At 59.6% G+C, this 22,735-nt stretch carries 22 protein-coding genes and 2 pseudogenes; 10 read left to right on the top strand and 14 right to left on the bottom strand.

The features are described 5' to 3' along the window. Positions 1–37: 37 nt before the first annotated feature. Positions 38–259 carry a 50S ribosomal protein L31 gene (rpmE, locus tag FHW77_RS01240; RefSeq protein ID WP_003497640.1) on the bottom strand — a complete coding sequence of 74 codons (222 nt, stop codon included), beginning with the start codon at positions 257–259 and terminating at the stop codon, positions 38–40. Between the two features lie 260 nt (positions 260–519). Here rpmE and FHW77_RS01235 point away from each other — a divergent pair, with 260 nt between their 5' ends. Next, positions 520–2,319 (top strand): ABC transporter transmembrane domain-containing protein, encoded by a 1,800-nt coding sequence (locus tag FHW77_RS01235; protein WP_037092114.1) that lies wholly within the window; start codon positions 520–522, stop codon positions 2,317–2,319. A gap of 1 nt (position 2,320) precedes the next feature. Here the strand turns inward: FHW77_RS01235 and FHW77_RS01230 are convergent, their stop codons facing one another. The 6 genes from FHW77_RS01230 to FHW77_RS01205 all read right to left on the bottom strand — a co-directional run bounded on the left by FHW77_RS01230 (position 2,321) and on the right by FHW77_RS01205 (position 9,036). Continuing rightward, positions 2,321–3,967: an FAD-binding dehydrogenase gene (locus FHW77_RS01230; RefSeq protein ID WP_100911225.1), complete on the bottom strand. Its 1,647-nt coding sequence runs from the start codon at positions 3,965–3,967 to the stop codon at positions 2,321–2,323. Between the two features lie 89 nt (positions 3,968–4,056). Continuing rightward, positions 4,057–5,088: a peptidoglycan -binding protein gene (locus FHW77_RS01225; RefSeq protein ID WP_004445789.1), complete on the bottom strand. Its 1,032-nt coding sequence runs from the start codon at positions 5,086–5,088 to the stop codon at positions 4,057–4,059. Between the two features lie 2 nt (positions 5,089–5,090). Then, positions 5,091–6,107, bottom strand: coding sequence for a hypothetical protein (locus FHW77_RS01220; protein WP_004445790.1), 1,017 nt, complete (start codon positions 6,105–6,107; stop codon positions 5,091–5,093). A 201-nt stretch (positions 6,108–6,308) separates the two neighbouring features. After that, positions 6,309–7,109 carry an inositol monophosphatase family protein gene (locus FHW77_RS01215; RefSeq protein WP_004445792.1) on the bottom strand — a complete coding sequence of 267 codons (801 nt, stop codon included), beginning with the start codon at positions 7,107–7,109 and terminating at the stop codon, positions 6,309–6,311. A gap of 164 nt (positions 7,110–7,273) precedes the next feature. Next, complete coding sequence (locus FHW77_RS01210) at positions 7,274–8,374, bottom strand: tetratricopeptide repeat protein (protein ID WP_044459136.1); 1,101 nt, start codon at positions 8,372–8,374, stop codon at positions 7,274–7,276. Positions 8,375–8,382: 8 nt separating this feature from the next. Next, a complete protein-coding gene (locus FHW77_RS01205; RefSeq protein WP_034497636.1) occupies positions 8,383–9,036 on the bottom strand; it encodes a thiamine phosphate synthase in 654 nt (217 codons plus the stop codon). Positions 9,037–9,140: 104 nt separating this feature from the next. Here FHW77_RS01205 and FHW77_RS01200 point away from each other — a divergent pair, with 104 nt between their 5' ends. Further along, the gene (locus FHW77_RS01200; protein ID WP_004445798.1) at positions 9,141–9,905 is read left to right on the top strand and encodes a sulfite exporter TauE/SafE family protein; all 765 of its coding nucleotides are present in this window, start codon (positions 9,141–9,143) and stop codon (positions 9,903–9,905) included. Between the two features lie 102 nt (positions 9,906–10,007). On the opposite strand, the gene FHW77_RS01195 is transcribed toward FHW77_RS01200, so the two are convergent. Beyond that, complete coding sequence (locus FHW77_RS01195; protein WP_003506164.1) at positions 10,008–10,184, bottom strand: YdcH family protein; 177 nt, start codon at positions 10,182–10,184, stop codon at positions 10,008–10,010. 234 nt (positions 10,185–10,418) lie between these two features. Between FHW77_RS01195 and FHW77_RS01190 the strand changes: the two genes are divergently transcribed. The 5 genes from FHW77_RS01190 (at position 10,419) to FHW77_RS01170 (ending at position 13,219) form a co-directional block, all read left to right on the top strand. Then, the gene (locus FHW77_RS01190) at positions 10,419–10,622 is read left to right on the top strand and encodes a YdcH family protein (protein ID WP_003497661.1); all 204 of its coding nucleotides are present in this window, start codon (positions 10,419–10,421) and stop codon (positions 10,620–10,622) included. Between the two features lie 48 nt (positions 10,623–10,670). Next, complete coding sequence (gene purE, locus FHW77_RS01185) at positions 10,671–11,138, top strand: 5-(carboxyamino)imidazole ribonucleotide mutase (RefSeq protein ID WP_034497641.1); 468 nt, start codon at positions 10,671–10,673, stop codon at positions 11,136–11,138. A gap of 11 nt (positions 11,139–11,149) precedes the next feature. Then, positions 11,150–12,226 (top strand): 5-(carboxyamino)imidazole ribonucleotide synthase, encoded by a 1,077-nt coding sequence (locus tag FHW77_RS01180; RefSeq protein ID WP_034497308.1) that lies wholly within the window; start codon positions 11,150–11,152, stop codon positions 12,224–12,226. A 146-nt stretch (positions 12,227–12,372) separates the two neighbouring features. Next, entirely contained in the window at positions 12,373–12,498 is a 126-nt protein-coding gene (ykgO, locus tag FHW77_RS01175) for a type B 50S ribosomal protein L36 (protein ID WP_003497670.1), read from the top strand. 100 nt (positions 12,499–12,598) lie between these two features. Further along, positions 12,599–13,219 (top strand): tetratricopeptide repeat protein, encoded by a 621-nt coding sequence (locus tag FHW77_RS01170; RefSeq protein WP_006697180.1) that lies wholly within the window; start codon positions 12,599–12,601, stop codon positions 13,217–13,219. Positions 13,220–13,287: 68 nt separating this feature from the next. On the opposite strand, the gene FHW77_RS01165 is transcribed toward FHW77_RS01170, so the two are convergent. The 3 genes from FHW77_RS01165 to FHW77_RS01155 all read right to left on the bottom strand — a co-directional run bounded on the left by FHW77_RS01165 (position 13,288) and on the right by FHW77_RS01155 (position 14,802). Beyond that, complete coding sequence (locus tag FHW77_RS01165; RefSeq protein WP_006314683.1) at positions 13,288–13,545, bottom strand: DUF2312 domain-containing protein; 258 nt, start codon at positions 13,543–13,545, stop codon at positions 13,288–13,290. A gap of 147 nt (positions 13,546–13,692) precedes the next feature. Continuing rightward, complete coding sequence (locus tag FHW77_RS01160; RefSeq protein ID WP_100911226.1) at positions 13,693–13,998, bottom strand: DUF1244 domain-containing protein; 306 nt, start codon at positions 13,996–13,998, stop codon at positions 13,693–13,695. A gap of 15 nt (positions 13,999–14,013) precedes the next feature. Beyond that, complete coding sequence (locus tag FHW77_RS01155) at positions 14,014–14,802, bottom strand: N-formylglutamate amidohydrolase (RefSeq protein ID WP_077985791.1); 789 nt, start codon at positions 14,800–14,802, stop codon at positions 14,014–14,016. Between the two features lie 292 nt (positions 14,803–15,094). Here FHW77_RS01155 and FHW77_RS01150 point away from each other — a divergent pair, with 292 nt between their 5' ends. Then, positions 15,095–15,481 (top strand): DUF1036 domain-containing protein, encoded by a 387-nt coding sequence (locus tag FHW77_RS01150; protein ID WP_318252556.1) that lies wholly within the window; start codon positions 15,095–15,097, stop codon positions 15,479–15,481. Beyond that, positions 15,481–16,920 carry a pyruvate kinase gene (gene pyk / locus FHW77_RS01145; RefSeq protein ID WP_004445813.1) on the top strand — a complete coding sequence of 480 codons (1,440 nt, stop codon included), beginning with the start codon at positions 15,481–15,483 and terminating at the stop codon, positions 16,918–16,920. Before FHW77_RS01150 ends, pyk begins: the two co-directional genes overlap by 1 nt. 82 nt (positions 16,921–17,002) lie before the next feature. On the opposite strand, the gene FHW77_RS01140 is transcribed toward pyk, so the two are convergent. The 3 genes and pseudogenes from FHW77_RS01140 to FHW77_RS01135 all read right to left on the bottom strand — a co-directional run. Next, positions 17,003–18,907: a peptidoglycan L,D-endopeptidase MepK gene (locus FHW77_RS01140; protein WP_072493307.1), complete on the bottom strand. Its 1,905-nt coding sequence runs from the start codon at positions 18,905–18,907 to the stop codon at positions 17,003–17,005. 176 nt (positions 18,908–19,083) lie between these two features. Next, a pseudogene (locus tag FHW77_RS27045) lies at positions 19,084–19,254 on the bottom strand (helix-turn-helix domain-containing protein); the annotation flags it as partial. 183 nt (positions 19,255–19,437) lie between these two features. After that, positions 19,438–20,628: pseudogene (locus tag FHW77_RS01135) on the bottom strand (sigma-54-dependent transcriptional regulator); the annotation flags it as partial. Positions 20,629–20,798: 170 nt separating this feature from the next. Here FHW77_RS01135 and FHW77_RS01130 point away from each other — a divergent pair. Further along, positions 20,799–22,649, top strand: a complete 1,851-nt coding sequence (locus FHW77_RS01130) for a M3 family oligoendopeptidase (protein ID WP_100911227.1) — start codon at positions 20,799–20,801, stop codon at positions 22,647–22,649. The last annotated feature ends 86 nt before the right edge of the window (positions 22,650–22,735 follow it).

Here is a 22,735-nt window from a genome sequence, read left to right as displayed (position 1 = left end):
CAAACCGGGCTTTTTTAACAATCCGTCCGCAAAAGAATCAGAGGCCGAGGCCACCGAAACGCTTGTTGAACTTGGAAACGCGACCACCGCGGTCCATAAGCTGCTGGTTGCCGCCCGTCCATGCCGGATGGGACTTGGGGTCGATTTCAAGGTTCATGACGGCGCCTTCCGAACCCCAGGTAGAGCGGGTTTCGTATTCGGTGCCATCGGTCATGACCACCTTGATCGTGTGATAATCGGGATGGATATCAGCCTTCATGACAATCTTCCTGGTTAAGTGACGTGCGGTCCATTTGCCGCAATTGCGTCAACTGAGCCAATTCAATAAATGAAGCCATAGTCCAGATGGGCTATGGCTTCCCAATTCGATGCGGAGCCTATACATGAAGGTCGCCGAGATAACAAGAGCCTGCTATCCCCTTGTGAAAGGAGATGGCTGCCGGGCAGGAATTTTACCGCAGACCGGAAATTCGCCCGCAAAAGGCCGAAAAATGGCGAAGAACGAGGAGCATAGAGGACGTGGCAGACATCGAACAGCATAAAGCGGTGAAACAGAGAAGCCTGAAACCGCTCCTTGGCCTGTTTCCTTATCTCAGGCGTTATCGTGGCTTGATGGCTGCGGCTCTTTTTGCACTTGTTCTGTCTTCCGCCACGACTCTCGCCTTGCCGCTCGCCGTTCGCCGCATCATCGATCACGGTTTTCAGACGCCTGATGGCGGTATGATCAACAGCTACTTCGCCATGCTTTTGGCCATTGCGGTTGTTCTCGCGCTCGCCAGCGCCATGCGTTATTATTACGTCATGACGATCGGCGAGAGGGTCGTTGCCGATCTGCGCCGCGATGTGTTCGCCCATCTCACCACGCTGTCACAGCAATTCTTCGATGCCAACCGCTCAGGCGAGCTCACCTCGCGACTGACGGCCGACACGGTGCAGATCCGCTCCGCATTCGGCTCATCTGCGTCGGTGGCGTTGCGCAACATCATCATGTGCTGCGGCGCCGTGGCAATGATGATCTATACCAGCCCCGGTCTTTCCGGACTCGCGCTGCTGGCCATTCCCTTTATCGTTTTTCCCCTGATTGCCTTCGGGCGCTCGGTTCGCGCCCGCTCCCGTACGACGCAAGACACATTGGCCAATTCCGCCGCTTATGCTTCCGAGACGATTGCGGCGAGCCGCACCGTACAGTCCTTCAATGCCGAGACGCTGGCGAATGCCCGTTATGGCGCTTCGGTGGAAGCGGCCTATCAGGGCGCACGCGCCGCCATCGGCGCACGCTCCATCCTCACCGCCGTCGCCATCACGCTCGTCTTCGGCAGCGTTGTCGGCATTCTCTGGTATGGGGCGCAAAGCGTCCTGTCCGGTAGCATGACCGCGGGAACGCTCGGTCAGTTCGTGCTTTATTCGGTCATCGCGGCCAGCGGCCTTGGCCAGCTCTCGGAAGTCTGGGGAGAACTGGCGCAGGCCGGCGGCGCGGCGGAACGGCTGTCCGAACTGCTGGACGAGCGCTCGCCGGTTCTCGATCCCGTCGCGCCCGTCACTCTGCCCCAGCCACCGCGTGGCGAAGCCGCATTCGAGAATGTCGATTTTGTCTACCCGCTCGCGGCAGGACGGCCGATCGTCTCCGGCCTCTCCTTCAAAGTCAGCGCCGGCGAAACCGTCGCCATCGTCGGACCCTCCGGTGCGGGCAAGAGCACGGTCTTTTCGCTGCTGATGCGCTTTTACGATCCGCAGCAGGGCCGTATCACCATTGACGGCGCTGATATCCGCGACGTCAAGCTCGCCGATCTGCGGGCGCGCCTGTCCATCGTCCCGCAGGATGTGGCGATATTCGCCTCCTCCATCCATGACAATATCGCCTTTGGACGGCCTGACGCGACACGGGAAGAAGTGCGCGCCGCCGCCATCGCCGCGCAGGCCGACAGCTTCATCGAACGCCTTACCGACGGATATGACACCCAGGTGGGAGAGCGCGGCGTGACGCTTTCCGGCGGGCAGCGCCAGCGCATCGCCATTGCCCGCGCCATCCTGCGCAACGCACCTATCCTGCTTTTGGACGAGGCCACCTCGGCGCTCGACGCGGAAAGCGAGACACTGGTACAGAAGGCTCTCGATGAGCTCATGAGCAGCCGCACCACCATTGTCATCGCCCACCGCCTTGCCACCGTTCTCAAAGCCGACCGCATTCTGGTGATGGATGAAGGCCGCATCATCGAGGAAGGCACGCATCAGAGTCTCATTCGCCAGAACGGTCTCTATGCCCGGCTCGCCCGTCTGCAATTCCAGACCGGGCCCGAAGAACTGCGCGCACAGGCCTGAGTTACGTCAGCACGCTGCGCCCCGCAACGCGCCCGGAAAACAGGCATCCTCCAAGGAAAGTGCCTTCAAGCGCGTTATATCCATGCATGCCGCCACCGCCGAAACCAGCCACCTCGCCAGCGGCATAAAGCCCCGGCACCGGCTCACCGCCGGCGTCCAGCACCCTCGCCTCAAGGTCGGTGTGCAGGCCACCCAGGGTCTTGCGCGTCAGCACATGCAGACGCACGGCAATCAAAGGCCCCATGGCAGGATCGAGCAGGCGATGCGGTTTCGCCGTTCGCATCAGCCGGTCACCGAGGTAACGGCGCGCACCGTGGATCGCCGTTACCTGCGTATCCTTGCTAAAGCCGTTTTCAATCTCACGGTCGCGCGCTTCGATCTGCCGGCGGATGTGGTTGGTGTCCAGACGATCATTTCCAGCGATGGCGTTCATCGCAGGCACCAATTCTTCCAGCGTATCACGAACGGCGAAATCCTCGCCCCGTTCCATGAAAGCCCGCACGGGTCCAGGCGGCTCCTTTCCCAACCTTTTCAGCAACAGGCGCATATTCTTGCCCGTCAGATCAGGATTCTGCTCCGAACCTGAAAGCGCGAACTCCTTCTTGATGATCGCTTTGGTCAGAATGAACCAGCTGTAACCGCTGCCACGTTCACCCAGCATCTTCAGTGTGCCAAGCGTATCAAAGCCAGGCATGGCCGGCGCATGAAGCCGGTCACCATTCGCATCGCACCAGAAGGACGAAGGACCGGGCAGAATGCGGATGCCGTGACCTGGCCAGATCGGGTCGTGGTTTTTGACACCCTCGGTGTAATGCCACATGCGGTCACGGTTGATGACCCCGCCACCCGCCGCCTCGGTGATGGCGATCATGCGGCCATCCACATGCGCCGGCACACCGCAAACCATGTTTTGCGGCGGCTGGCCCAGTCGTTCCACGGGCCAGTTGCGCCGCACCAGCTCCTGATTACCGCCGATGCCGCCGGAACTGACAATGACCGCAGCAGCGGAAAGACCGAATTCGCCCTGCTCTTCCCGGCTGCTCTCCTCTCCGCGTTGCACGGGATCGCTCGCAAGAACCGCGCCGGAAACGCCGGTCACCCCGCCATCGGCGATATCCAGCCGATCAACCCGGTGGCGGAAGCGGAAGGATAGCCGCCCATCCGCCGCGATAAGCTTTGCCTTTTTAACGAAGGGAGCAAGCACCCCGGGGCCCGTGCCCCAGGTGACATGGAAGCGTGGAACAGAATTGCCATGGCCATCGGCCAAACCGCCGCCACGCTCGGCCCAGCCGACAACGGGAAACCAGCGCATACCCATGCGGTGCAGCCATTCCCGCTTCTCACCGGCAGCAAAATCGAGATAGGCCTCCGCCCAGCGACGCGGCCAGTGATCTTCCGGGCGATCAAAACCGGCCGAACCGAACCAGTCCTGCCTCGCAAGGTCGAGACTGTCTCGCACGCGCATCCGACGTTGTTCTGGGCTATCGATGAAAAACAGGCCGCCAAGCGACCAGAAGGCCTGTCCGCCCAGGTTCCGCTCACCCTCCTGATCAACCACGCAGACGCTGAGACCTCGCGCGGCAGCCTCCGTTGCCGCAACCAGCCCGGCAAGCCCCGCCCCGACAACGATCACATCATAGCGTTCCATCAGCCCCTCCCAGATATGACGGAATTACTTTTACGCGAACGTAAGTTTACTTTCGTCGGAAGGCAACCGCCCAGATGCGGTCCGCGATTTCAGCGCTCGGTCAGCTTGAGTTCGATACGGCGGTTCTGCTGCCGTGCCTCCGGTGAGTCACCTTCTGCAATCGGCTGATATTCTCCAAAGCCGGCAGCGACCAGACGGTTTGCCGGCACGCCCTTGGAGATCAGGAACTTCACAACCGAAGTGGCACGGGCCGAGGAGAGTTCCCAATTGTCGCGGTAGCGGCCGGAGCCGGACAGCTGGACATTATCCGTATGGCCATCGACGCGCAGGACCCAGTTGATCTCCGCCGGGATTTCCTTTGCGAGATCAAGCAGCGCGGTTGCGAGCTTCGCCATTTCCGCTTGCCCTTCCGGATTGAGTTCATTGCCGCCGGAAGGGAAGAGCACTTCGGATTGGAAGACAAATCGGTCGCCGACGATGCGGATGTTTTCACGATCGGACAGAATTTCGCGCAACCGCCCGAAGAAGTCGGATCGATAGCGGTTCAGTTCCTGCACCCGCTGCGCCAGCGCGACATTGAGGCGGCGGCCGAGATCGGCGATCTTGACCTGAGAAGAGGCATCCTTGGCTTCCGAAGCCTGCAGCGCGGCTTCGACCGAGGCAATCTGCGCCCTCAGCGCCGCAATCTGCTGGTTGAGCAACTCGATCTGCGCGGAGGCGCGGGAATTGGCCTGCCGCTGCTCGTCCAGTTCACCGGTGAGACTGCCGATACGGGCGTTGGCGCTGGCATTGTTGCCCGAGCCGGCGTCGAGCAGTGCCTGCAGCCGCGACCGTTCATTCTCAGACGCGGCAAGAGTGGATTGCAGGCTCGCCAAGGCGTCCTCCACATCCTGCTTGTTGCCCTTTTCCATGGCCAGAAGTTCGGTCAATTCGGCAATCTGGCTGTTGAGACGCGTCAGCACCTCGTCCTTGCCGGTAATCTCACGCGACAGCACGAATTGCGCGAGCACGAAGACCGTCAGCAAAAACATGATGGCCATCAGCAGCGTCGACAGCGCATCGACGAAGCCCGGCCAATAATCCACACCCCTGTCGCGGCGGCGGTTGCGCGCAAGCGCCATGGCTATTCGCTCCCGTTATCGTGCCGGGTGCGTCCGGAAGACTTCGTATCGCTGTCAATCCGCGCCGAAAGCCGGTCGAGCGTGCGGCGGAGCGATTTGGATTCCTCCTGTTGCGCCTCGATCCAGTCGCGCAACATCTGCTGTTCGCTGCGCATGTTCTTGACCAGACCCTGAATGCCTTCGGCAAGACTGGTCATGGCCGCGAGCGAACGCTCTGTGCTCACCACGGCCCCTGCGTCGCCTCGGGACTCCCTTGGGGCGTCCGTCGTATCCGTCACCGAGGAAAGCCAGTTTTCGAGTTGGGTGTAGAAACGGTTCTGGGCGCGGCCGGCCTGAAGATCGAGAAAACCGAGAATAAGCGAACCGGAAAGACCGAGCAGTGACGAGGAAAAGGCCGTTCCCATACCCGCCAGCGGCGCGGTGAGACCGGCCTTGAGCGAACCGAGAATATCATTGCTGTCACCGGCGCTTGGGTCGAGAGACTGGATGACGTTGCTGATGGCGCCAATGGTGCCGATAAGACCCCAGAAGGTGCCGAGCAGGCCGAGAAATACCAGCAAGCCGACGAGATAACGCGAAGTATCACGCGTCTCGTCGAGGCGCGTTGCGATGGAATCGAGGATCGTGCGTTGCGTAACGGCAGAAAGGCGGACTTCACCACGCTTGCCGATCAGCGTGCTCATCGGCGCAAGCAGTTTGGGCGCGCGACCGACCTTTTCGACGCTGCCGGCGGCACGAAAGGCGTTGAACCAGCGGACTTCCGAACGCAGGCTCATCGTCTGCGTAAACACCAGAATGATGCCGATGGCGAGCACACCGAGAATGAAGCCGTTGAGCCCCGGATTGGTCATGAAGGCGGTGTGCGCCTGCCGATAGAGAATCGCTGCCAGAAAACCGACGAGGATCAGAAACAGAACCATCGTCCAGAGAAACGGTGTGGGGCTGGACAGCTTGTGGCTGTATTCCCGTGTGGTCACCGGTTTCTCGACGCCAAGATCGAGCAGCTCCGAATCCGCCATAACGTTCGCATTCCCTTTGGTCAGCTATCCAGCGGACGCTATTTGAAAATTGCGACGATTTGAAGCGAAAAGCCGGTCTTTCGTGACAGGCCTTTCACGAAAAAGGCATGGAGCCGGGCGAGGGAACACAAAAACGCCCGGCGAACATTCGCCGGGCATCAAAAACTTGTAAAAAACGGCAGGTTTTCTGCTGAAAACCAATCAGCGGCCCGGAATAGGGCGGTTGGCCACCTCAACGAGCGCCTTGTGGATATATTCGTTGCCTGCAGCAACGGAACTGCTGCCGAAGATATCGGTGCCGCCCTTGATGTCGGAGGCGAAACCACCGGCTTCCCGAATCAGCACGAGGCCGGCCGCCATGTCCCACGGCGAAAGATCGGCTTCCCAGTAACCGTCGAGACGGCCAGCGGCAACGTAGGCGAGATCGAGCGACGCCGCACCCATGCGACGGATGCCTGCAGCCTCCCCCATGACGTGACGAAGCTCGACCAGGAACTTGCCGTGGTTGCCGCGGCCGAGATGCGGCACGCCGCAGCCGATGACGCAATCCGTCAGCGCCTTGCGCGCGGCAACGCGGATGCGGCGATCGTTGAGGAACGCGCCGCCGCCACGCTCGGCGGTGTAGAGTTCGTCGGTGGCAGGATTGAAGATCACACCGGCGACGACTTCGCCGTTACGCTCAAGCGCGATGGAAACCGCAAAATGCGGAATGCCGTGCAGGAAGTTGGTTGTGCCATCGAGCGGATCGACGATCCAGCGATGTGCACCATCGGTCCCCTTTTCCTCGCCGCCTTCCTCACCAAGGAAATCATAGGTCGGGCGCGCCTTCATCAGCTCCTCGCGCACGATCTTCTCGGCCTTCAGATCCGCCTGCGAAACGAAGTCGCTCGGTCCCTTGACCGAGACCTGCAGGTTCTGCACTTCGCCGAAGTCACGCGACAAAGACTTACCCGCCTTGATGGCGGCCTGAACCATGACATTGAGAAGGGCTGAACGGGCCATCGATGTTTTTTCCTGGAAAGCTTGCGAACCGCCCGGAAGCTCACCGGGCAGGCACGTCATTATTTTCTTGAATTGAAAGTTTGCGGTTCAAGACCACAAAACGCGCGGAAATTCAAGGTAAAAAGCCCATGGGTCAACCGCGGCCAGGGAACGCAACCCTTCCATCAGGTCGGACGGAAACGATTTGCGGCCTCGATCGCCTTCTTCTGCTGCTCGTCATTGATGCCGAGATAGAAGTCCTCGAGAGACGGATCCTTCAATCCGGCGCGGCGGGAAAGCACGTACCATTTGGCTGCCTCAACCGGATCAGGCCGGGTACCGAGTGCCTGAATATAGAGATGCGCAACCTTGTTCTGCGCCACGACATTACCGCGCTGTGCTGCGCCATAGAGCCAGCGGAAGCCTTCGTCGAGATTACGCTCGCCACCAAATCCGTTGACCAGCCAGATACCGAGATCGACCTGTGCAGTGTCATAGCCGGCCTTTGCGGCGCGCATCAACCAGTCGCGCGCCTTTGCCTTTTTCTCGGCAGGCACATCCTTCACGGACCAGTAAATTTGCGATACCGCATATTGCGCATCGGCAATGCCCTGTTCGGCGGATTTTTCATAGAAGGGCAAAGCCATCAGCAGACCCTTGGCGCCCGGATTTTCCGAAACCAATATCTGGCCCCAGTTGAACTGGGCAGAGGCGTTGCCGGCTTCCGCTGCACGACGCATGAAATCATCGGCCTTCGCCTTGTCACGCGTAACGAATTTTCCTTCCATCAGGATAAGGGCAAATTTGAACATGGCGACGGGATCGCCGCCCTGTGCGGCCTGCTGATACCAGAACGCAGCTGTTTTCTCGTCACGCGCAATGCCAAGTCCGCGCGACATCATTTCCGCCACCAGCGTCTGGGCGGGTGCGTCACCGTTCTGCGCGCGGTTCAGCGCCTTATCAAGCGCCTGCACATATTCGCCGCGCTGGAAATGGCCATAGGCCTCATCCACCCGGCCCTTGAATTCCTTCTCAGGCGGCAGTGCCGGCAGATCCGCACCCATGCGCTGATAGACGTTCACGCCGGCTGAAGGCTGCAAGTCCTTCTGCTCTTCGGATTGCACCCTGCCCTGACGGGTCGGCTGAGCCTCATTTTCCAGCTGTCGGGAAAGCGCGTTGTTTTCACTCTGCGGCCCGGATTGAGCAAGAGCGACACCCGCCGACGCGCCGAAAGCAAACGCCAGCAGCGAAACTGAGAGGCAGAAATGAAGCGAGCGCATGATCATCGCCTGTATCAACCGTCAAACCGTGGCGCTTTTTCGTCAAGCAAAGCGTTGATTTCAGAAACGGCCTGGGCGGCGCCACCGACATTATCGAAAACACCGCTGCGCATAGCCACGAACTCCACGCCCGTCTCGGCCACGGCAACCACGGATGAGAGGTCCGTGCCGCCCATGACGATGGCGGGGATTTCGATCATCGACGCCCACCACTCACCGAGCGCCAGGTTCTTGGGATGCGCCTCGGGCTTGATGTCGCCTTCGAGCTTCCCGAAAAACACGTAATCCGGATTGGCCTCGCCCTGCTCCAGCGCCTTGTGGCGGTCATCGGCATTTCCGCCGCCGACGATCAGTTTCGGGGTGAATTTTTCCACAGCCTCCGAAAGCGCCTCGGCGTTACCGACCACATGCAGCCCGTCCGCCTTCACCCGGCCGGCGACACGGCTGTCACCGGCAATGAGCGCTGCGGCACCCGACGCCTGGACGAGGGGTACGATCAGTTCGGCGCGTTTCTGGAAAGCGGCGTCATCCAGACCATATTGCGGAATGATGACCGAAGCGACATCGCCTCCCCGCAGCGCGGCTTCCACATCTGCCGCCTGCTTTTGCGCATCGTCCGATTGCGGGACGATCAGGACAAGGCGGCAACGGTCTTCAACAATGCTCATCGTTTCGTCCATTTCAGGCAGACGACGCTTCCGACGCGATCTGCACTCGTTTTCATATGACAAATCCGATAAACCGGACCGGCGAAAGGATCAACCATACATCCATGCTGACCGATTTTCATTTTTATCTCGTCGCCATTCCCGCAGTTGTTCTCGTCGGCCTTTCCAAAGGGGGACTGGGCGGCGCGCTGGCGCTGATGGGCGTGCCACTGATGGCGCTTGCCGTATCGCCCGTGCAGGCGGCGGCGATATTCCTGCCGATCCTGATCGTCATGGATATTGTCGCGCTTTTCGCCTGGCGGCACTACAACCATCGCCAGACGCTCCTTGTCATGCTGCCGGGGGCAATCGCCGGCATTGCGCTCGGCTGGGCAACTTCGAGCATGATCTCCGCAGATGCCATGCGTCTCGTCGTCGCCTCGGTCACGATCCTGTTCGTGTTGCGTTACTTTTATGAGAGTTTCAAAAGCCGCAACGGTCAGGAAATTCCGGCAAAACCGCAAAGGCCGGCCGCCGCCACGCTCTGGTCCAGCCTGTCCGGTTATGCGAGTTTCGTGGCCCATGCGGGTGGACCGCCCTTCCAGATCTACGTTCTGCCGCTGAAACTCGACCCGAAGACCTATACCGGCATGAGCGTGCGCTTCTTCGCCATCATGAATGCGATCAAGCTCATACCCTATTTCGCACTTGGCGCGCTCGACGCCACCAACCTCAAGACATCGGCAAGTCTGCTGCCCGTCGCGATGCTGGCGACGCTGGCCGGTGCAAGAGTGGTGAAATACCTTAAACCATCCGTGTTTTACCCGCTGATGTATGCCATGGCGTTGATTGCGGCACTGAAACTGCTGTGGGACGGACTGCCGTTCTAATACGGCAATAAAAAAGCTCTGGCAGCAGGTTTTCGCCGCCAGAGCTCGAAAGGGTCAGACCGCCGACCCCTCATTCATCGAGGGCCAGCGATCTGCCATAAATCAATGTCTTGTGGAGGCTTTGAGCCTCTGGAGTTCATCCTTCAGGCGCAGTTTACGACGTTTAAGGTCCGCGATCTCTCTATCGTCAGACGACGGGGAAGCAAGAATACTTTCGAGCTCCTCCTCCAGAGCACCGTGTTTCTTTTCGAGCGATGCAATATGAGCCTGAATGGTCATGCGGCACGTCCTTCCTTTTTGAACCTACCTCCAGCTCTCCATCGCTGGAGTTTCAGGTTTGCGACGACAATGTGACACGGATCGGTCGGCTTGTCGAAGGCGAAATGAAGGCAATAAGTGGGCAATTTGGTCGCAACGGATAACTTCCCGTTACCGCGATTTGATGATAGAGGCTCGTGAACGATCACATACGCGCCGGAGGCTATCCGGCTGGCATAAAATGGGGATGACAAGATGCCCGATCAGGACCAGGCGGACATCAGGCTCACGCTGGCGCGGCTGCGCCAGGAGCATGAGGATTATGACGCTGCGATCAATGCGATGATCCAGACCAGCTGCGACGCGCTGCGGATACAACGCATGAAAAAGAAGAAGCTGGCCGTCAAGGACAAGATGACGCAGCTGGAAGATCAGGTCATTCCCGATATCATCGCCTGAGCCCGGAGACATTACGTGACAGCAGAAACGCCCCCCGTCGCCATCATCATGGGCAGCCAGTCCGACTGGGAGACCATGAAGAACGCCGCCGACACGCTGGATGCGCTCGACATCGAATACGAAGCCCGCATCATTTCCGCCCATCGCACCCCTGACCGGCTTTACGATTTCGCCAACGGCGCGAAAGACGAAGGCTTCAAGGTCATTATTGCGGGCGCCGGCGGCGCTGCCCATCTGCCGGGCATGACAGCTGCCATGACGCCGCTTCCGGTCTTCGGCGTTCCGGTCCAATCGAAGACCATGTCCGGTCAGGACAGCCTCTATTCCATCGTGCAGATGCCCGCCGGCATCCCTGTCGGCACGCTCGCGATCGGCAAGGCCGGCGCGATCAATGCGGCCCTTCTCGCGGCCGCGGTGCTGGCGCTTGGCGATGAAGACCTTGCCGATCGTCTGGACGCCTGGCGTGCGCGCCAGTCGGCGGCTGTCGCGGAATACCCCATGGACAGCGCCCAGTGACGACACACGACATGGCAAAGACAACCAACCTCACCATCGGCATCATCGGTGGCGGGCAACTCGGCCGCATGCTGGCGATGGCCGCGGCGCGTCTCAACCACCGTACCATCGTGCTGGAGCCGCAGGCGGATTGTCCCGCGGCACAGGCCTGCAACGACCAGATCGTGGCAGCATATGATGACGAAAACGCACTTGCGCAACTCGCAAGCCGCTGTGATGTCGTGACCTACGAATTCGAGAACGTGCCCGTCGCCGCGGCAGAAAAACTCAGCGCCTCGGTTCCCGTTTATCCGCCAGCACAGGCGCTCAGCGCCTCACAGGATCGCTTGACGGAAAAACGCTTCCTCAACGATTGCGGCATTCCAACCGCCGATTTCCGCGCCGTGGATAGCCAGGAAGAGCTGGAAGCCGCGCTGGCCGCCTTTGGCGGCAAAGGTGTGCTGAAAACCCGTCGCATGGGTTATGACGGCAAGGGACAGCGCCTCTTCCGGGGAGGCGAAGACCTCGCAGGCGCGTTTGCAGCGCTTGGTGGCGTGCCGCTGATTCTTGAAAGCTTCATCGCCTTCGAACGCGAAATTTCGATCATCGCCGCCCGTTTCCGGGACGGGACCGTGACCTGTTACGATCCGGCCGAGAACGTTCATCTGAACGGCATCCTGCACACATCCACCGTGCCGGCCGCACTTTCGGATGCCGCAAGGGATATTGCCGTGAAATCGGCGGAAAAGCTGCTGGCCGCTCTGGATTACGTCGGCGTTATCGGCATTGAGTTTTTCGTCCTGCCGGATGGATCGCTGGTCGCCAATGAAATGGCGCCCCGCGTGCACAATACTGGCCACTGGACGGAGGCGGCCTGTGTGATCTCGCAATTCGAACAGCATATCCGAGCCGTATCGGGCCTTAACCCCGGCAACACTGATCGCCATTCCGACTGCATCATGACCAATCTGATCGGCGATGACATCAACGACGTACCGGCATGGCTGTCGAAAAAAGACTGTCTCGTCCACCTCTACGGCAAGACGGAAGCACGGCCGGGCCGCAAGATGGGCCACGTGACGCAGCTTCTGCACACAGGAAAAGCCTAGTCTTTTAAGGCAAAGACGCGGGCAAGTGTTGACAGGCAGGGCTCAAACAGGTATCTGCCTGCCAACCGAAAAGAGCGCGCCCCGTTGCGCGCTTTTGATTGTTTGAATAGCACGGCACAAACCGTGCAAAACTGCGGACCAGTAAAATGAAGATCAAGAATTCGCTTAAAGCGCTTAAGGCCCGTCATCGCGATAACCGCCTGGTTCGCCGCAAGGGCCGCGTCTACATCATCAACAAGCAGAACCCGCGCTTCAAGGCTCGTCAGGGCTGATTGACTGCGACTGCGTTTCGCGATCAGATCGCGGATCACTTTGTTGACAGACCAGAAGTTTGCATTTGATATTGGGCGCAGTCGGGTTAAGCTTTAACCCATGCGCCCAAATCGTTTTTGCACCGCTCTCATTATTGCTCAGGGCTTCATGGTCTCAAGCCTCGCGTTTGCGGGAACGGCTGCTGTTGCCCAAGCGGCAGACGGAAAGCCAGCTGTTACTGTCGAATCGGCGCCATCACCCGCCAAGACAATCGACACGCTTTTCGCTTCGCTGAAAAAGGAACGGAATGCGGTCAAGGCGCGCAGCATCGCCAACCAGATCGCCTCCGAATGGAATGATTCCGGCAGCGCAACGATCAATCTCCTGATGCAATGGGCGGGTGAAGCTGCCGACGAAAAGCGCAACGCCGCCGCTTACGATTTTCTCGACCAGGTTGTTTTGCTCGATCCCGACTATGTCCAGGCGCCCTATCGCCGCGCCATGGTCCATTTCGCCGATGGCGACACCCGCAAGGCAATGGCTGATATCAACCTGACGCTGGAAAAAGAGCCGCGCTATTTCCCTGCGCTTGCAAGCCTGGCCAACATCCTCGAAGCCTCCGGCCGCGACGAGCTGGCGCTGAAAGCCTGGGAGCGTTATCTGGCGCTTTATCCTGCAGACAAGGACGCCCGCAAGGAAGCCATCGACCTTTCAGAAAAGCTGGCTGGCACGCGCGGCTGATGTCGAGGGCAGTTTAAACAAAAATCGCCGCAGAAGCGGCGATTTTTCATTGAGGCATTTTCAGCCGATCATTCCATGCCGAGCGCGGCCATATAAGTCTGAAGAATCGTTTCTTCCTCGATGCGCTCGTTGGCATCCTTCTTGCGCAGGCGGATGATGGTGCGGATTGCCTTGGTATCGTACCCACGCCCCTTCGCTTCGCCCATGACATCCTTGATATCACCCTGAATAGCAGCCTTTTCTTCTTCGAGGCGCTCGACGCGCTCGATGAACTGACGCAGTTCGGCGGCGGCGACGGTTTCGGTGGTGCTGGTTTCGTCCATCATATCATCCTTCATTGGCGGCCCGCAGGTGGGCCTTGTTCATTCAAACTGGCAAGGCGTTCGCCGGTCGCTGCCAGCAGGCAGCAAAATTCAGGCCTGTGAACTGCCCACTGAAAGGCGTCCCGTCAAGTCGATTCCGTCGGTGAAGACTTATTCCTTGGGCCGGTTCTGCTCGAAAGCGGCTTTCTGGTCGCCACTCGCTTCGCCCTGGTGTTTCTCTTTCCAGTCCTCATAGGGCATGCCGTAGACGATTTCCCGGGATTTTTCCTTGCTGAGCGAAACACCCGCTTCCTCGGCCGCTTCACGGTACCAGTTGGAAAGGCAGTTGCGGCAGAAGCCCGCGAGATTCATCAGGTCGATGTTCTGCACATCGTGGCGTTCACGAAGATGTCTGACGAGACGCCGGAATGCGGCCGCCTCAAACTCGATCTGCCCGTTGTCGTTCTCATTTGTCATGGCGAAACTCCAGGCTCAATAGGGGCCGGTGCGGGAAGCGAACAGCTGATATTCATGTAGAACCGGATCGTCATTCATTGCGGCAAAAATGGGAGCGAGCCGGTCTGACCATTCGGCGATCCCCTCCTCGTTCCCTATCAGATCCTGCCTGACCTCCAGAAGTGCGTGCGGTATACCCTTCGCCATACAATGACGATACATGGTATCGCCCTTGAGTGCTCCGTCATAGGGTTCGTTGTCGCCGACGAGAATGTCGCCGGTAGCGCGCAGATGCGCCAGCAGCGGATCGACCGCGCGATGATCCGTATCCCACAGAACCGCCGCATGCCATGGCCTCGGCGTTTCCTTCCAGAACGGTGTATAGGAATGCAGTGACAGGACGAGCGGCGCTTCTTCCGAGGCCTCGGCCACACGGGTCAGCACGCTGTCCACGGCATTGTGATAAGGCCGGTGAAAAGTCTCGATCCGCTTTTGCCATTCCTCGTCGGAAATCGGATGGTTTCCGGGGATGACGGCTCCGTCCGAGATTTTCATGATGAGAGTTGGATCATCCTCACCACGATTCGGATCGATCAGCAGCCGCGAGAAACGCCCGAGCACCGCCGGCACGCCAAGGCGCACAGCCAGCGAGCGCGTTAGCCCCTCTATACCGATATCAAATGCGATGTGGCGATGAAAAGCGGTTTGCGGAAGACCAAGATTGCCGTAGTGTGCCGGCAGAAGGTTCATGGCGTGGTCTGCCAGCAGAACCATGCCTTTGTCATAATCGCCTTCTATGATTTCATAGGGTATGAAGTCGTTCATCGATGATTTTTCTGGGGCAGCATTGAGGAGAGAAACTTGATGGCATGGCTTGAGGCCGGGCGCAAGTTACGGCGGAAGAACAGCCATCTACCTTATCGCACTCACGATCCCACGAACAATATAATCGATTAAACTCGCGTTGACTTTCTTGGGCGGCCACGCCAAGAAGTGTGTTCATTATAACCATGGAATCCGGATGGAAGCCGTGACTCAGTCATCTCTCGCTCGTCCCCGCCACATCAGGCACCTCGCCCGTCTTTTTTCCATAGCGGCATTGTTTCTGACCCCTTTCATGATCGCGGCGCCCGCGTATGCGGATTTTCGCGTCTGCAACAGCACGCAGAATCTCGTGGGGGTCGCAATTGGCTATCGGGCACAGGAGGGCTGGGTCAGCGAAGGCTGGTGGCAGGTCCCCGCCTCGACCTGCGCGACGCTGATCGAAGGTGAACTGCAGTCACGTTATTATTATCTCTATGCCGAGGATGCCGCTCATGGCGGCCGCTGGACCGGTGACGTCAACATGTGCGTGGCGGAAAACGAGTTCAAGATCACCGGTGTGGATGATTGTTATGCCCGCAGCTTCCAGAGAATGGGTTTCAAGGAATATGACACGGGCAGACAGGGCAGCTGGATGGTCCAGCTTTCCGACACGCCAGGCACACAGGGAAATCAAAACTGATGAAGCGTAACCGCAAAGTCAAAATTCTTGCAACTCTCGGCCCTGCCTCCTCCGATGAGGCCATGATCGAAAAGCTGCATCTCGCCGGCGCGGATCTTTTCCGGATCAACATGAGCCATGCGAGCCACGACCTGATGCGGACGCTCATTCAGCGCATCCGTTCGGTCGAGAGCCGCAACGGCCGCCCCATCGGCATTCTGGCCGACCTGCAGGGTCCCAAGCTGCGCGTCGGAAAATTTGCGGAAGGCAAGGTCGAGCTCGTACCTGGCCAGACCTTCACCCTTGATAACAACGACGCACCTGGCGACAACACCCGCGTTTTCCTGCCGCACCCCGAAATTCTCGAGGCGGTCAAACCGGGCCATCGCCTGCTGATCGATGACGGAAAGCTGCATCTGCGCGCTGAAAAGAGCGACGGCAAGAGCATCGTCACCACGGTCATTTCCGGCACGCGCATTTCCGACCGCAAGGGTATCAGCCTGCCCGACACTCTGCTCGGCGTCGGCGTTCTCACCGACAAGGATCGCGTCGACCTCGATGCCGTGCTGGAAACCAACGAGGTAGACTGGGTCGCGCTTTCCTTCGTCCAGCGTCCTGAGGACCTGGCTGAAGTGCGCAAGATCGCACGCGGCCGCGTCGGCCTTATGTCCAAGATTGAAAAGCCGCAGGCGGTCGAGCGCATCGAAGAAATCATCGAGCTTTCTGACGCCCTGATGGTTGCCCGTGGCGACCTTGGCGTCGAAATGCCACTGGAAGCCGTTCCCGGCATTCAGAAGCAGCTGACCCGCGCCTGCCGCCGCGCAGGCAAGCCGGTCGTGGTTGCCACGCAGATGCTCGAATCGATGATAACAGCGCCTGTACCGACCCGCGCTGAAGTGTCCGACGTCGCCACCGCCGTCTTCGAAGGCGCTGACGCGATCATGCTCTCTGCCGAGTCTGCCTCTGGCGATTATCCGGTCGAAGCCGTTTCCACCATGGCCTCCATCGCAAGCACCGTGGAACAGGATCCGCATTATTCCAACATCATCTACGCGCAGCGCGCCCAGCCGGAACCGACAGGCGCCGATGCGATTTCGCTGGCCGCCCGCCAGATTGCCGAAACCCTGAAGCTTGCGGCGATCGTCACCTACACATCTTCGGGCACGACAGGTCTGCGCGCCTCGCGCGAGCGGCCGCAGGTTCCGATCATCGCCCTCTCGCCGATCATCCAGACCGCACGCCGACTGTCGGTTGTCTGGGGTCTGCACTGCGTCGTCACCGGCGACGCCAGCGATCTGGACGACATGGTGAACCGCGCTTGTCGCATCGTCGTTTCCGAAGGCTTCGGCAAGCCGGGTGACCGTATCATCATCTCCGCCGGCGTTCCGCTCGGCACACCCGGCGCGACCAACATGGTGCGTATTGCCTATATCGGCTCGGACGGCCAGAGCGGCGTCTGACGGACAGATATCAGGAACAAAAAAACCCGCCGTCACCGGCGGGTTTTTTATTGGCCTCTCGGGCCGCATTGGCAATGAAGGCTCAGTGCATCTTGACCGGCGTGCTGAAGCGGCTCGATTCGATGGCGACCGCGCCCGGCTTGAAGCTTGCCGACGTCGCGGAAGCCGACATATCGTGGCTCAGCATGCGGTTGGCGACAACCCGCGGCGCCTTGACCGAACGCCCGGTCGTGCCCTTGTTCTGATTGAGCGCCCAATCCGAAATCAGGTCCTGTGTCAGACGCCCGCCGCCGACCATGGCCTGGTGGGAAACCGCAGCATCCTGCTTGCTCGGGCGTGCGCCCTTGGTCGGCAGGCCGGCAGTGAGACCACTATTGATGGCAGGTTTCAGATCGAAAGCGTCACCGAAGCCGGGCTGTGGTTCTGCCTTGGCCGTTTCAGCAGGTGCGACCGTGACCTTGTGATTGACGGCAGCCGGGAAAGGAGCGGCTGTCGGCGTGACGGCTGACTGAACCTGCGACCGGGCAGCCTGACCGCTCTGTTCCAGAGCTGCGACCACCGTTGGTGAAAGGGTGTCCTGCTGCGTCTCGGCGAGGTCGTCTTCACCCTCCGGATCGGCATTCGCGGCCGCCAGCAGGGCTTCCGCAACAGCCGGACGGTTGGCGGGGACCGGAACAGAGGCCAGTTCGCCCGTTGCTGCGGGCGTTGCGCCTTCAGCGGAAGCGGTGAGAACAGAACCCTCGGCATCCCCCTTCATGCCACGCGGCCCGAGAAGCGTCGGCACCGGAACTGAAACCTCGGCGAGATCGGCAAATTGCTGACGCTCGGCAGGCGCGGATGTGGGCGTCGGTGTGGTCGCTGCCTGCAGCGCATCCTGGGCTGCGTTACGCGCCGGCGAATAAAGCGCGGTCGCAAGGCCGGTATTGGCAGGCGGCTGGTTGCCGAATGCGGGACGGGCCGTGGGCAACGGGGCATCGGTCACACCCGGAAGTGCCTGGGCCGAAGCAACGGCGATTGTCGGTTCGGGCTCAGGAGCCGCCTGCTGCGGAGCTGCCGGGCGAGCAACCGCCGGACGTTCGGCGGGCTCGGGCGCTGCGATGCTATCGGGATCTTCATCCTCGTCACCGCCGCCAAACAGGGCCTGCAACAGGGTCTTGCGCTTGCCGCCACCCGAAGAGGCCGGACCGGCACCGGCACTGGAAGCAACCTGAATGGAAGAGGAACTGACGCGCTTCTTGTAATCGGCAAGCGCCTGCTCATAACCGGGAAGCGGCTTGCCATCGGAAGGAAGATGCAGCGTATTGCCATTCGGGAAGATGCGGACGAGTTCCTGGCGGCTCATGCGCGGCCAGGCACGAACGCCGCCGACATCCATATGCACGAAAGGAGATCCCGATGTCGGATAGAAACCGACGCCGCCGATCTGCATCTGCATGCCGATCTCGCGAAGCCGGGAAAGTTTCACGCCGGGGATATAAAAGTCCATGGCCTTGCCTAGCATGTGCTGGCTCTTTTCTGCGACACCCTTGGTGCGCGTGCGCAGAAGACCATTGGTTTCAGGCGAGCGGAAAGCCGACACGACGTTGATATAATCGGTGGCACCACTGCGGCGATAGACTTCCCAGACGAGATCGAAAAGGCGCGGGTCCATGCGTGTCGGCTGGTTGCGACGCCAGTCGCGCAGGAATCGGTTCAGCTCCTGCAGACCCTTCTGGTCATATTTTCCATTGCGCTTGAAGGTGATGACCGCCTTCTCGCGTGTGTGGATATAATACAGCTTGAGACTGCGCGTTTCGGCGGCGGCTTCCGTCGCCGAAACACCAACGAAAGGCATTGCGGCGAGCATCAGGCAGGCAAAGGTGACAGCGCGTGCCGACAGCTTCGTGCATATATCCTTGATCAAGCCGCGCGCCATCTTGCCTGAAAGCGCGTTATTCCGATGCAGATATGGCAATTCGATCCCCGCCTGGAAGACAATTTCTGTCACATTGCCTCAAATGAACGTCAAATACGGTGACACGATGGCAAAATTGCCACACACATACAACCTTCCTCTATATAGTGAATCAGCCACTAACAAGAGGTTTATAGACGGTAAGCGGATATCCTTGCTCAGAAGTTAACGAATTTTGCGATCTGCCCTCGAATAAGTGCATTGCGCGATCATGCGACGTCTCGAAGTGGATCATCGGGATCGATGCCGTAATCCTTCAGCTTGCGATAAAGTGTCGAGCGGCCGATGCCGAGCTTTCTGGCAACCTGACTCATCTGCCCGCGATAGAAACGCAGGGCGAAACGAATAAGCTCCTCTTCGATCTCCGCCAGCTTCCGGATGTTGCCTGTCTCATCCGTGCTGGAGATCAGGCTTCCTCCCCTGTAAATGGTGGTGGAAACATCCGCCGGTTCATCCGTGACGACATGGTTTTCGACGGCTGGTGCCGGTGGCGAATAGGCTGCGAGCTTCAGTGACGATCCGGATGGCGAGCGGATGACATCCTCTGCGTCATCGCCTGTCGAGAATTCCGGCAGTTGCAGCGCGATCTGCGGAAAATCGGCATCCGACAGTTCCCCGCCCTGCGACAGCACGACGGCGCGGAAGACGGCATTTTCAAGCTGGCGAATATTGCCGGGCCAGTCATAAGCGGTCAGCAGCGCCAGCGCGCTGGCATCCAGGCCGACGGGATTGGGCAGCTTCTGCTCCGCGGAAAAACGTTCGGCAAACACCCGTGCGAGGTGGGGGATATCTTCCTTCCGGCGACGCAAGGCGGGAATGGTAATCGGAAAGACGTTGAGGCGATAATAAAGATCCTCGCGGAAGCGGCCTTCCTTGACCTCCTCGATGAGATTCTTGTTGGTGGCCGAGATCAGCCGCACATTTACTTTCTGCACCCGAGCGGAACCGACGGTTTCTATTTCGCCTTGCTGGACGGCGCGCAGCAGCTTGACCTGCACGTCCAGCGGCAGATCGCCGATCTCGTCCAGGAACAGCGTGCCACCATCCGCTTCCATGAATTTGCCGACGTGCTTTTCCGTCGCGCCGGTGAAGGCGCCCTTCTCGTGACCGAAGAGAATGCTTTCCACGAGATTATGGGGAATAGCGCCGCAATTGACTGTAATAAAGGGCTTGTTCGCCCGGTCGCCGGCGGACTGGATGGCCCGGGCGACCATTTCCTTGCCCACGCCCGACTCACCCTCAAGCACCACGGGAATGCTGGACTGGGCGGCGCGCTGCGCCAGTTCGATCACCCTCAGCATTGCGGGGCTTGCGGAAACGATATCGGTAAAATTCACTGCATTGCTCCGTCCGCGCCTGCCCGTGCGGGCCTTTGCCTCTCTTCTGTCGAGCTTGAGCGCATTGGAGATGGCGGCGCCGATCCTTTCCGGTGAGACCGGCTTGACGACGAAATCGAAGGCGCCGGCGCGCATTGCCTGCACCACCGTGTCGATGCCGCCCTGCCCCGTCTGGACGATGACCGGAACGTCGACGCCCAGTTCACCGACGGCTTTCAGAAAGCCGAGACCATCCATCTCCGGCATCATGAGATCGAGGACGACGACATTTATTTCACCGCTATATTGCTTGAGGAGCTCCAGGCCGGCCTTGCCGTTCTCGGCAAGCAGGGCCAGGTGCCCATAACGTTCCACCGCATTTTTGAGCAGGCGGCGCTGGACGGGATCGTCGTCTATCACAAGAACATGCGCGGTCATTTTTAGCTCCGGTTTCCGGTTTATGGACCTGCGTCATGCGGTCCCTTGTGCCGCACTCTGGCACGGGAGACTTGAACATCCAGTTTTGAGAATTGCTTGCATTTTATCCATTGCCGCGGGAAACAAAGGCCCCATATGCTGCGCAAAGCATAATCAGAAGGACATATCCGATGACCCTCAACCAACCCGTTCCGCAGCCTGTCTTCGCCCTCGCCGAAACAGCCGCCCCAGTGCTCGGCGACTTGCCCGGCTGGAAGCTTTCGGACCTTTATCCGTCGGGAGATTCGGCCGAATACAGGGGTGACTTGGAGAAATCGGCGTCGATGGCGGCTGCTTTCGAGCAGAAATGGAAGGGCAAGCTTGAGGCCGCCGCAAAGGCGACGGGCGAAAAGGGCATCGGCGCGGCGCTGAAGGAATATGAAGCGCTGGACGATCTTATCGGCCGCATCGGCTCTTTTGCCGGGCTCACCTATTTTTCCGACACATCCAATCCGGCAAACGGCAAACTCTACGGCGACGCCCAGGCGAAACTGACGGATATTTCCTCCCACCTCCTGTTCTTCACGCTCGAACTCAACCGCATCGACGACGCCACGATGGACGCCTGCATGGCGAATGATGCAGCTGCAGGCCATTACCGCCCCTGGCTCGTGGATTTGCGCAAGGACAAGCCGCACCAGCTCGATGATCAGCTCGAACAGCTTTTCCTCGAAAAATCGATGACCAGCGCGGCGGCGTTCAACCGCCTCTTCGACGAGACGATGGCAGATCTGCGTTTCGACATAGACGGTGCAAGCCTGCCGCTGGAAGTGACGCTCAACATGCTTCAGGAGCCGGAACCGGAAACCCGAAAGAAGGCGGCGGAAGCGCTGAGCGCCACCTTCAAGGCCAATCTGCGGGTCTTCACGCTCATCACCAACACGCTCGCCAAGGACAAGGATATTTCCGACCGCTGGCGCAAATTCGAGGATATTGCCGATAGCCGCCATCTGGCGAACCGCGTCGAGCGCGAGGTTGTCGATGCGCTGGCGGCGGCAGTCAAAAAAGCCTACCCGCGCCTTTCACATCGCTATTACGCCATGAAGGCGAAGTGGCTGGGCATGGAGCAGATGAATTATTGGGACCGCAACGCGCCCCTTCCCGATACGTCGAACACGATCATTTCGTGGGATGAGGCAAAGGATACCGTACTTTCCGCCTATGGCGACTTCGCGCCGGAAATGGCCGATATTGCCCGCCGCTTCTTCGATGAAGAATGGATCGACGCCCCTGCCCGCCCCGGCAAGGCGCCGGGTGCCTTTGCACATCCCACCGTGCCCTCGGCCCATCCCTATGTGCTGGTCAACTATCTCGGCAAACCACGCGACGTGATGACGCTTGCCCATGAGCTTGGCCACGGCGTGCATCAGGTTCTGGCCGGCGAACAGGGGGCCCTGATGTGCGCGACGCCTCTCACTCTGGCTGAAACGGCCTCGGTGTTCGGGGAAATGCTGACCTTCCGCAAACTGCTCGATGACACGAAGGATGTTCGGGAACGCAAGGCCATGCTCGCCCGCAAGGTCGAGGACATGATCAATACGGTCGTGCGCCAGATTGCTTTTTATGAATTCGAGCGCAAGCTTCACACTGCGCGCAAGCAGGGTGAACTGACCTCCGAGCAGATCGGCGACTTGTGGCTTTCCGTTCAGGCCGAGAGCCTGGGTCCGGCGATCCGGATTTCCGAAGGCTATGAAACCTGGTGGACCTACATCCCCCATTTCATCCACTCGCCCTTTTATGTGTACGCCTATGCCTTTGGCGATTGCCTGGTAAACTCGCTTTATGCGGTTTACCAGAAGGCCGAGTCGGGCTTTCAGGAGAAGTATTTCGAGCTTCTGAGGGCGGGCGGCACCAAGCACCATTCGGAACTCCTGAAGCCCTTCGGCCTTGATGCGACCGATCCCTCCTTCTGGGACAAGGGGCTTTCGATGATCGAGGGGCTGATCGACGAGCTGGAAGCGCTGGATAACAGGCAGGCTTAATCTCATCCACCGGCAGGGCTATCCTGTTCCGGATAAGCTTTGCCGGTTGATAGTGCCGGCACAGGATGCCGGTCATCAATTTCGGG

It is taken from the genome of Agrobacterium sp. RC10-4-1 (assembly GCF_014138475.1).
In the GTDB taxonomy this organism is placed as follows: Bacteria; Pseudomonadota; Alphaproteobacteria; order Rhizobiales; family Rhizobiaceae; genus Agrobacterium; species Agrobacterium pusense.
This window is presented reverse-complemented; position numbering and strand designations above follow the sequence as displayed.

Coding starts and splice junctions, on each gene's coding strand:
- FHW77_RS01195 (WP_003506164.1), bottom strand. CDS start 10,184: ATGACCATTCAGGCTCATATTGCATCGCTCGAAAAGAAACACGGTGCT.
- purE (WP_034497641.1), top strand. CDS start 10,671: ATGGGCAGCCAGTCCGACTGGGAGACCATGAAGAACGCCGCCGACACG.
- FHW77_RS01220 (WP_004445790.1), bottom strand. CDS start 6,107: ATGGCGGATTCGGAGCTGCTCGATCTTGGCGTCGAGAAACCGGTGACC.
- rpmE (WP_003497640.1), bottom strand. CDS start 259: ATGAAGGCTGATATCCATCCCGATTATCACACGATCAAGGTGGTCATG.
- FHW77_RS01210 (WP_044459136.1), bottom strand. CDS start 8,374: ATGATCATGCGCTCGCTTCATTTCTGCCTCTCAGTTTCGCTGCTGGCG.
- FHW77_RS01215 (WP_004445792.1), bottom strand. CDS start 7,109: ATGGCCCGTTCAGCCCTTCTCAATGTCATGGTTCAGGCCGCCATCAAG.
- pyk (WP_004445813.1), top strand. CDS start 15,481: ATGAAGCGTAACCGCAAAGTCAAAATTCTTGCAACTCTCGGCCCTGCC.
- FHW77_RS01180 (WP_034497308.1), top strand. CDS start 11,150: ATGGCAAAGACAACCAACCTCACCATCGGCATCATCGGTGGCGGGCAA.
- FHW77_RS01155 (WP_077985791.1), bottom strand. CDS start 14,802: ATGAACGACTTCATACCCTATGAAATCATAGAAGGCGATTATGACAAA.
- FHW77_RS01170 (WP_006697180.1), top strand. CDS start 12,599: ATGCGCCCAAATCGTTTTTGCACCGCTCTCATTATTGCTCAGGGCTTC.
- FHW77_RS01165 (WP_006314683.1), bottom strand. CDS start 13,545: ATGATGGACGAAACCAGCACCACCGAAACCGTCGCCGCCGCCGAACTG.
- FHW77_RS01190 (WP_003497661.1), top strand. CDS start 10,419: ATGCCCGATCAGGACCAGGCGGACATCAGGCTCACGCTGGCGCGGCTG.
- FHW77_RS01160 (WP_100911226.1), bottom strand. CDS start 13,998: ATGACAAATGAGAACGACAACGGGCAGATCGAGTTTGAGGCGGCCGCA.
- FHW77_RS01225 (WP_004445789.1), bottom strand. CDS start 5,088: ATGGCGCTTGCGCGCAACCGCCGCCGCGACAGGGGTGTGGATTATTGG.
- FHW77_RS01130 (WP_100911227.1), top strand. CDS start 20,799: ATGACCCTCAACCAACCCGTTCCGCAGCCTGTCTTCGCCCTCGCCGAA.
- FHW77_RS01150 (WP_318252556.1), top strand. CDS start 15,095: ATGATCGCGGCGCCCGCGTATGCGGATTTTCGCGTCTGCAACAGCACG.
- FHW77_RS01230 (WP_100911225.1), bottom strand. CDS start 3,967: ATGGAACGCTATGATGTGATCGTTGTCGGGGCGGGGCTTGCCGGGCTG.
- FHW77_RS01205 (WP_034497636.1), bottom strand. CDS start 9,036: ATGAGCATTGTTGAAGACCGTTGCCGCCTTGTCCTGATCGTCCCGCAA.
- ykgO (WP_003497670.1), top strand. CDS start 12,373: ATGAAGATCAAGAATTCGCTTAAAGCGCTTAAGGCCCGTCATCGCGAT.
- FHW77_RS01200 (WP_004445798.1), top strand. CDS start 9,141: ATGCTGACCGATTTTCATTTTTATCTCGTCGCCATTCCCGCAGTTGTT.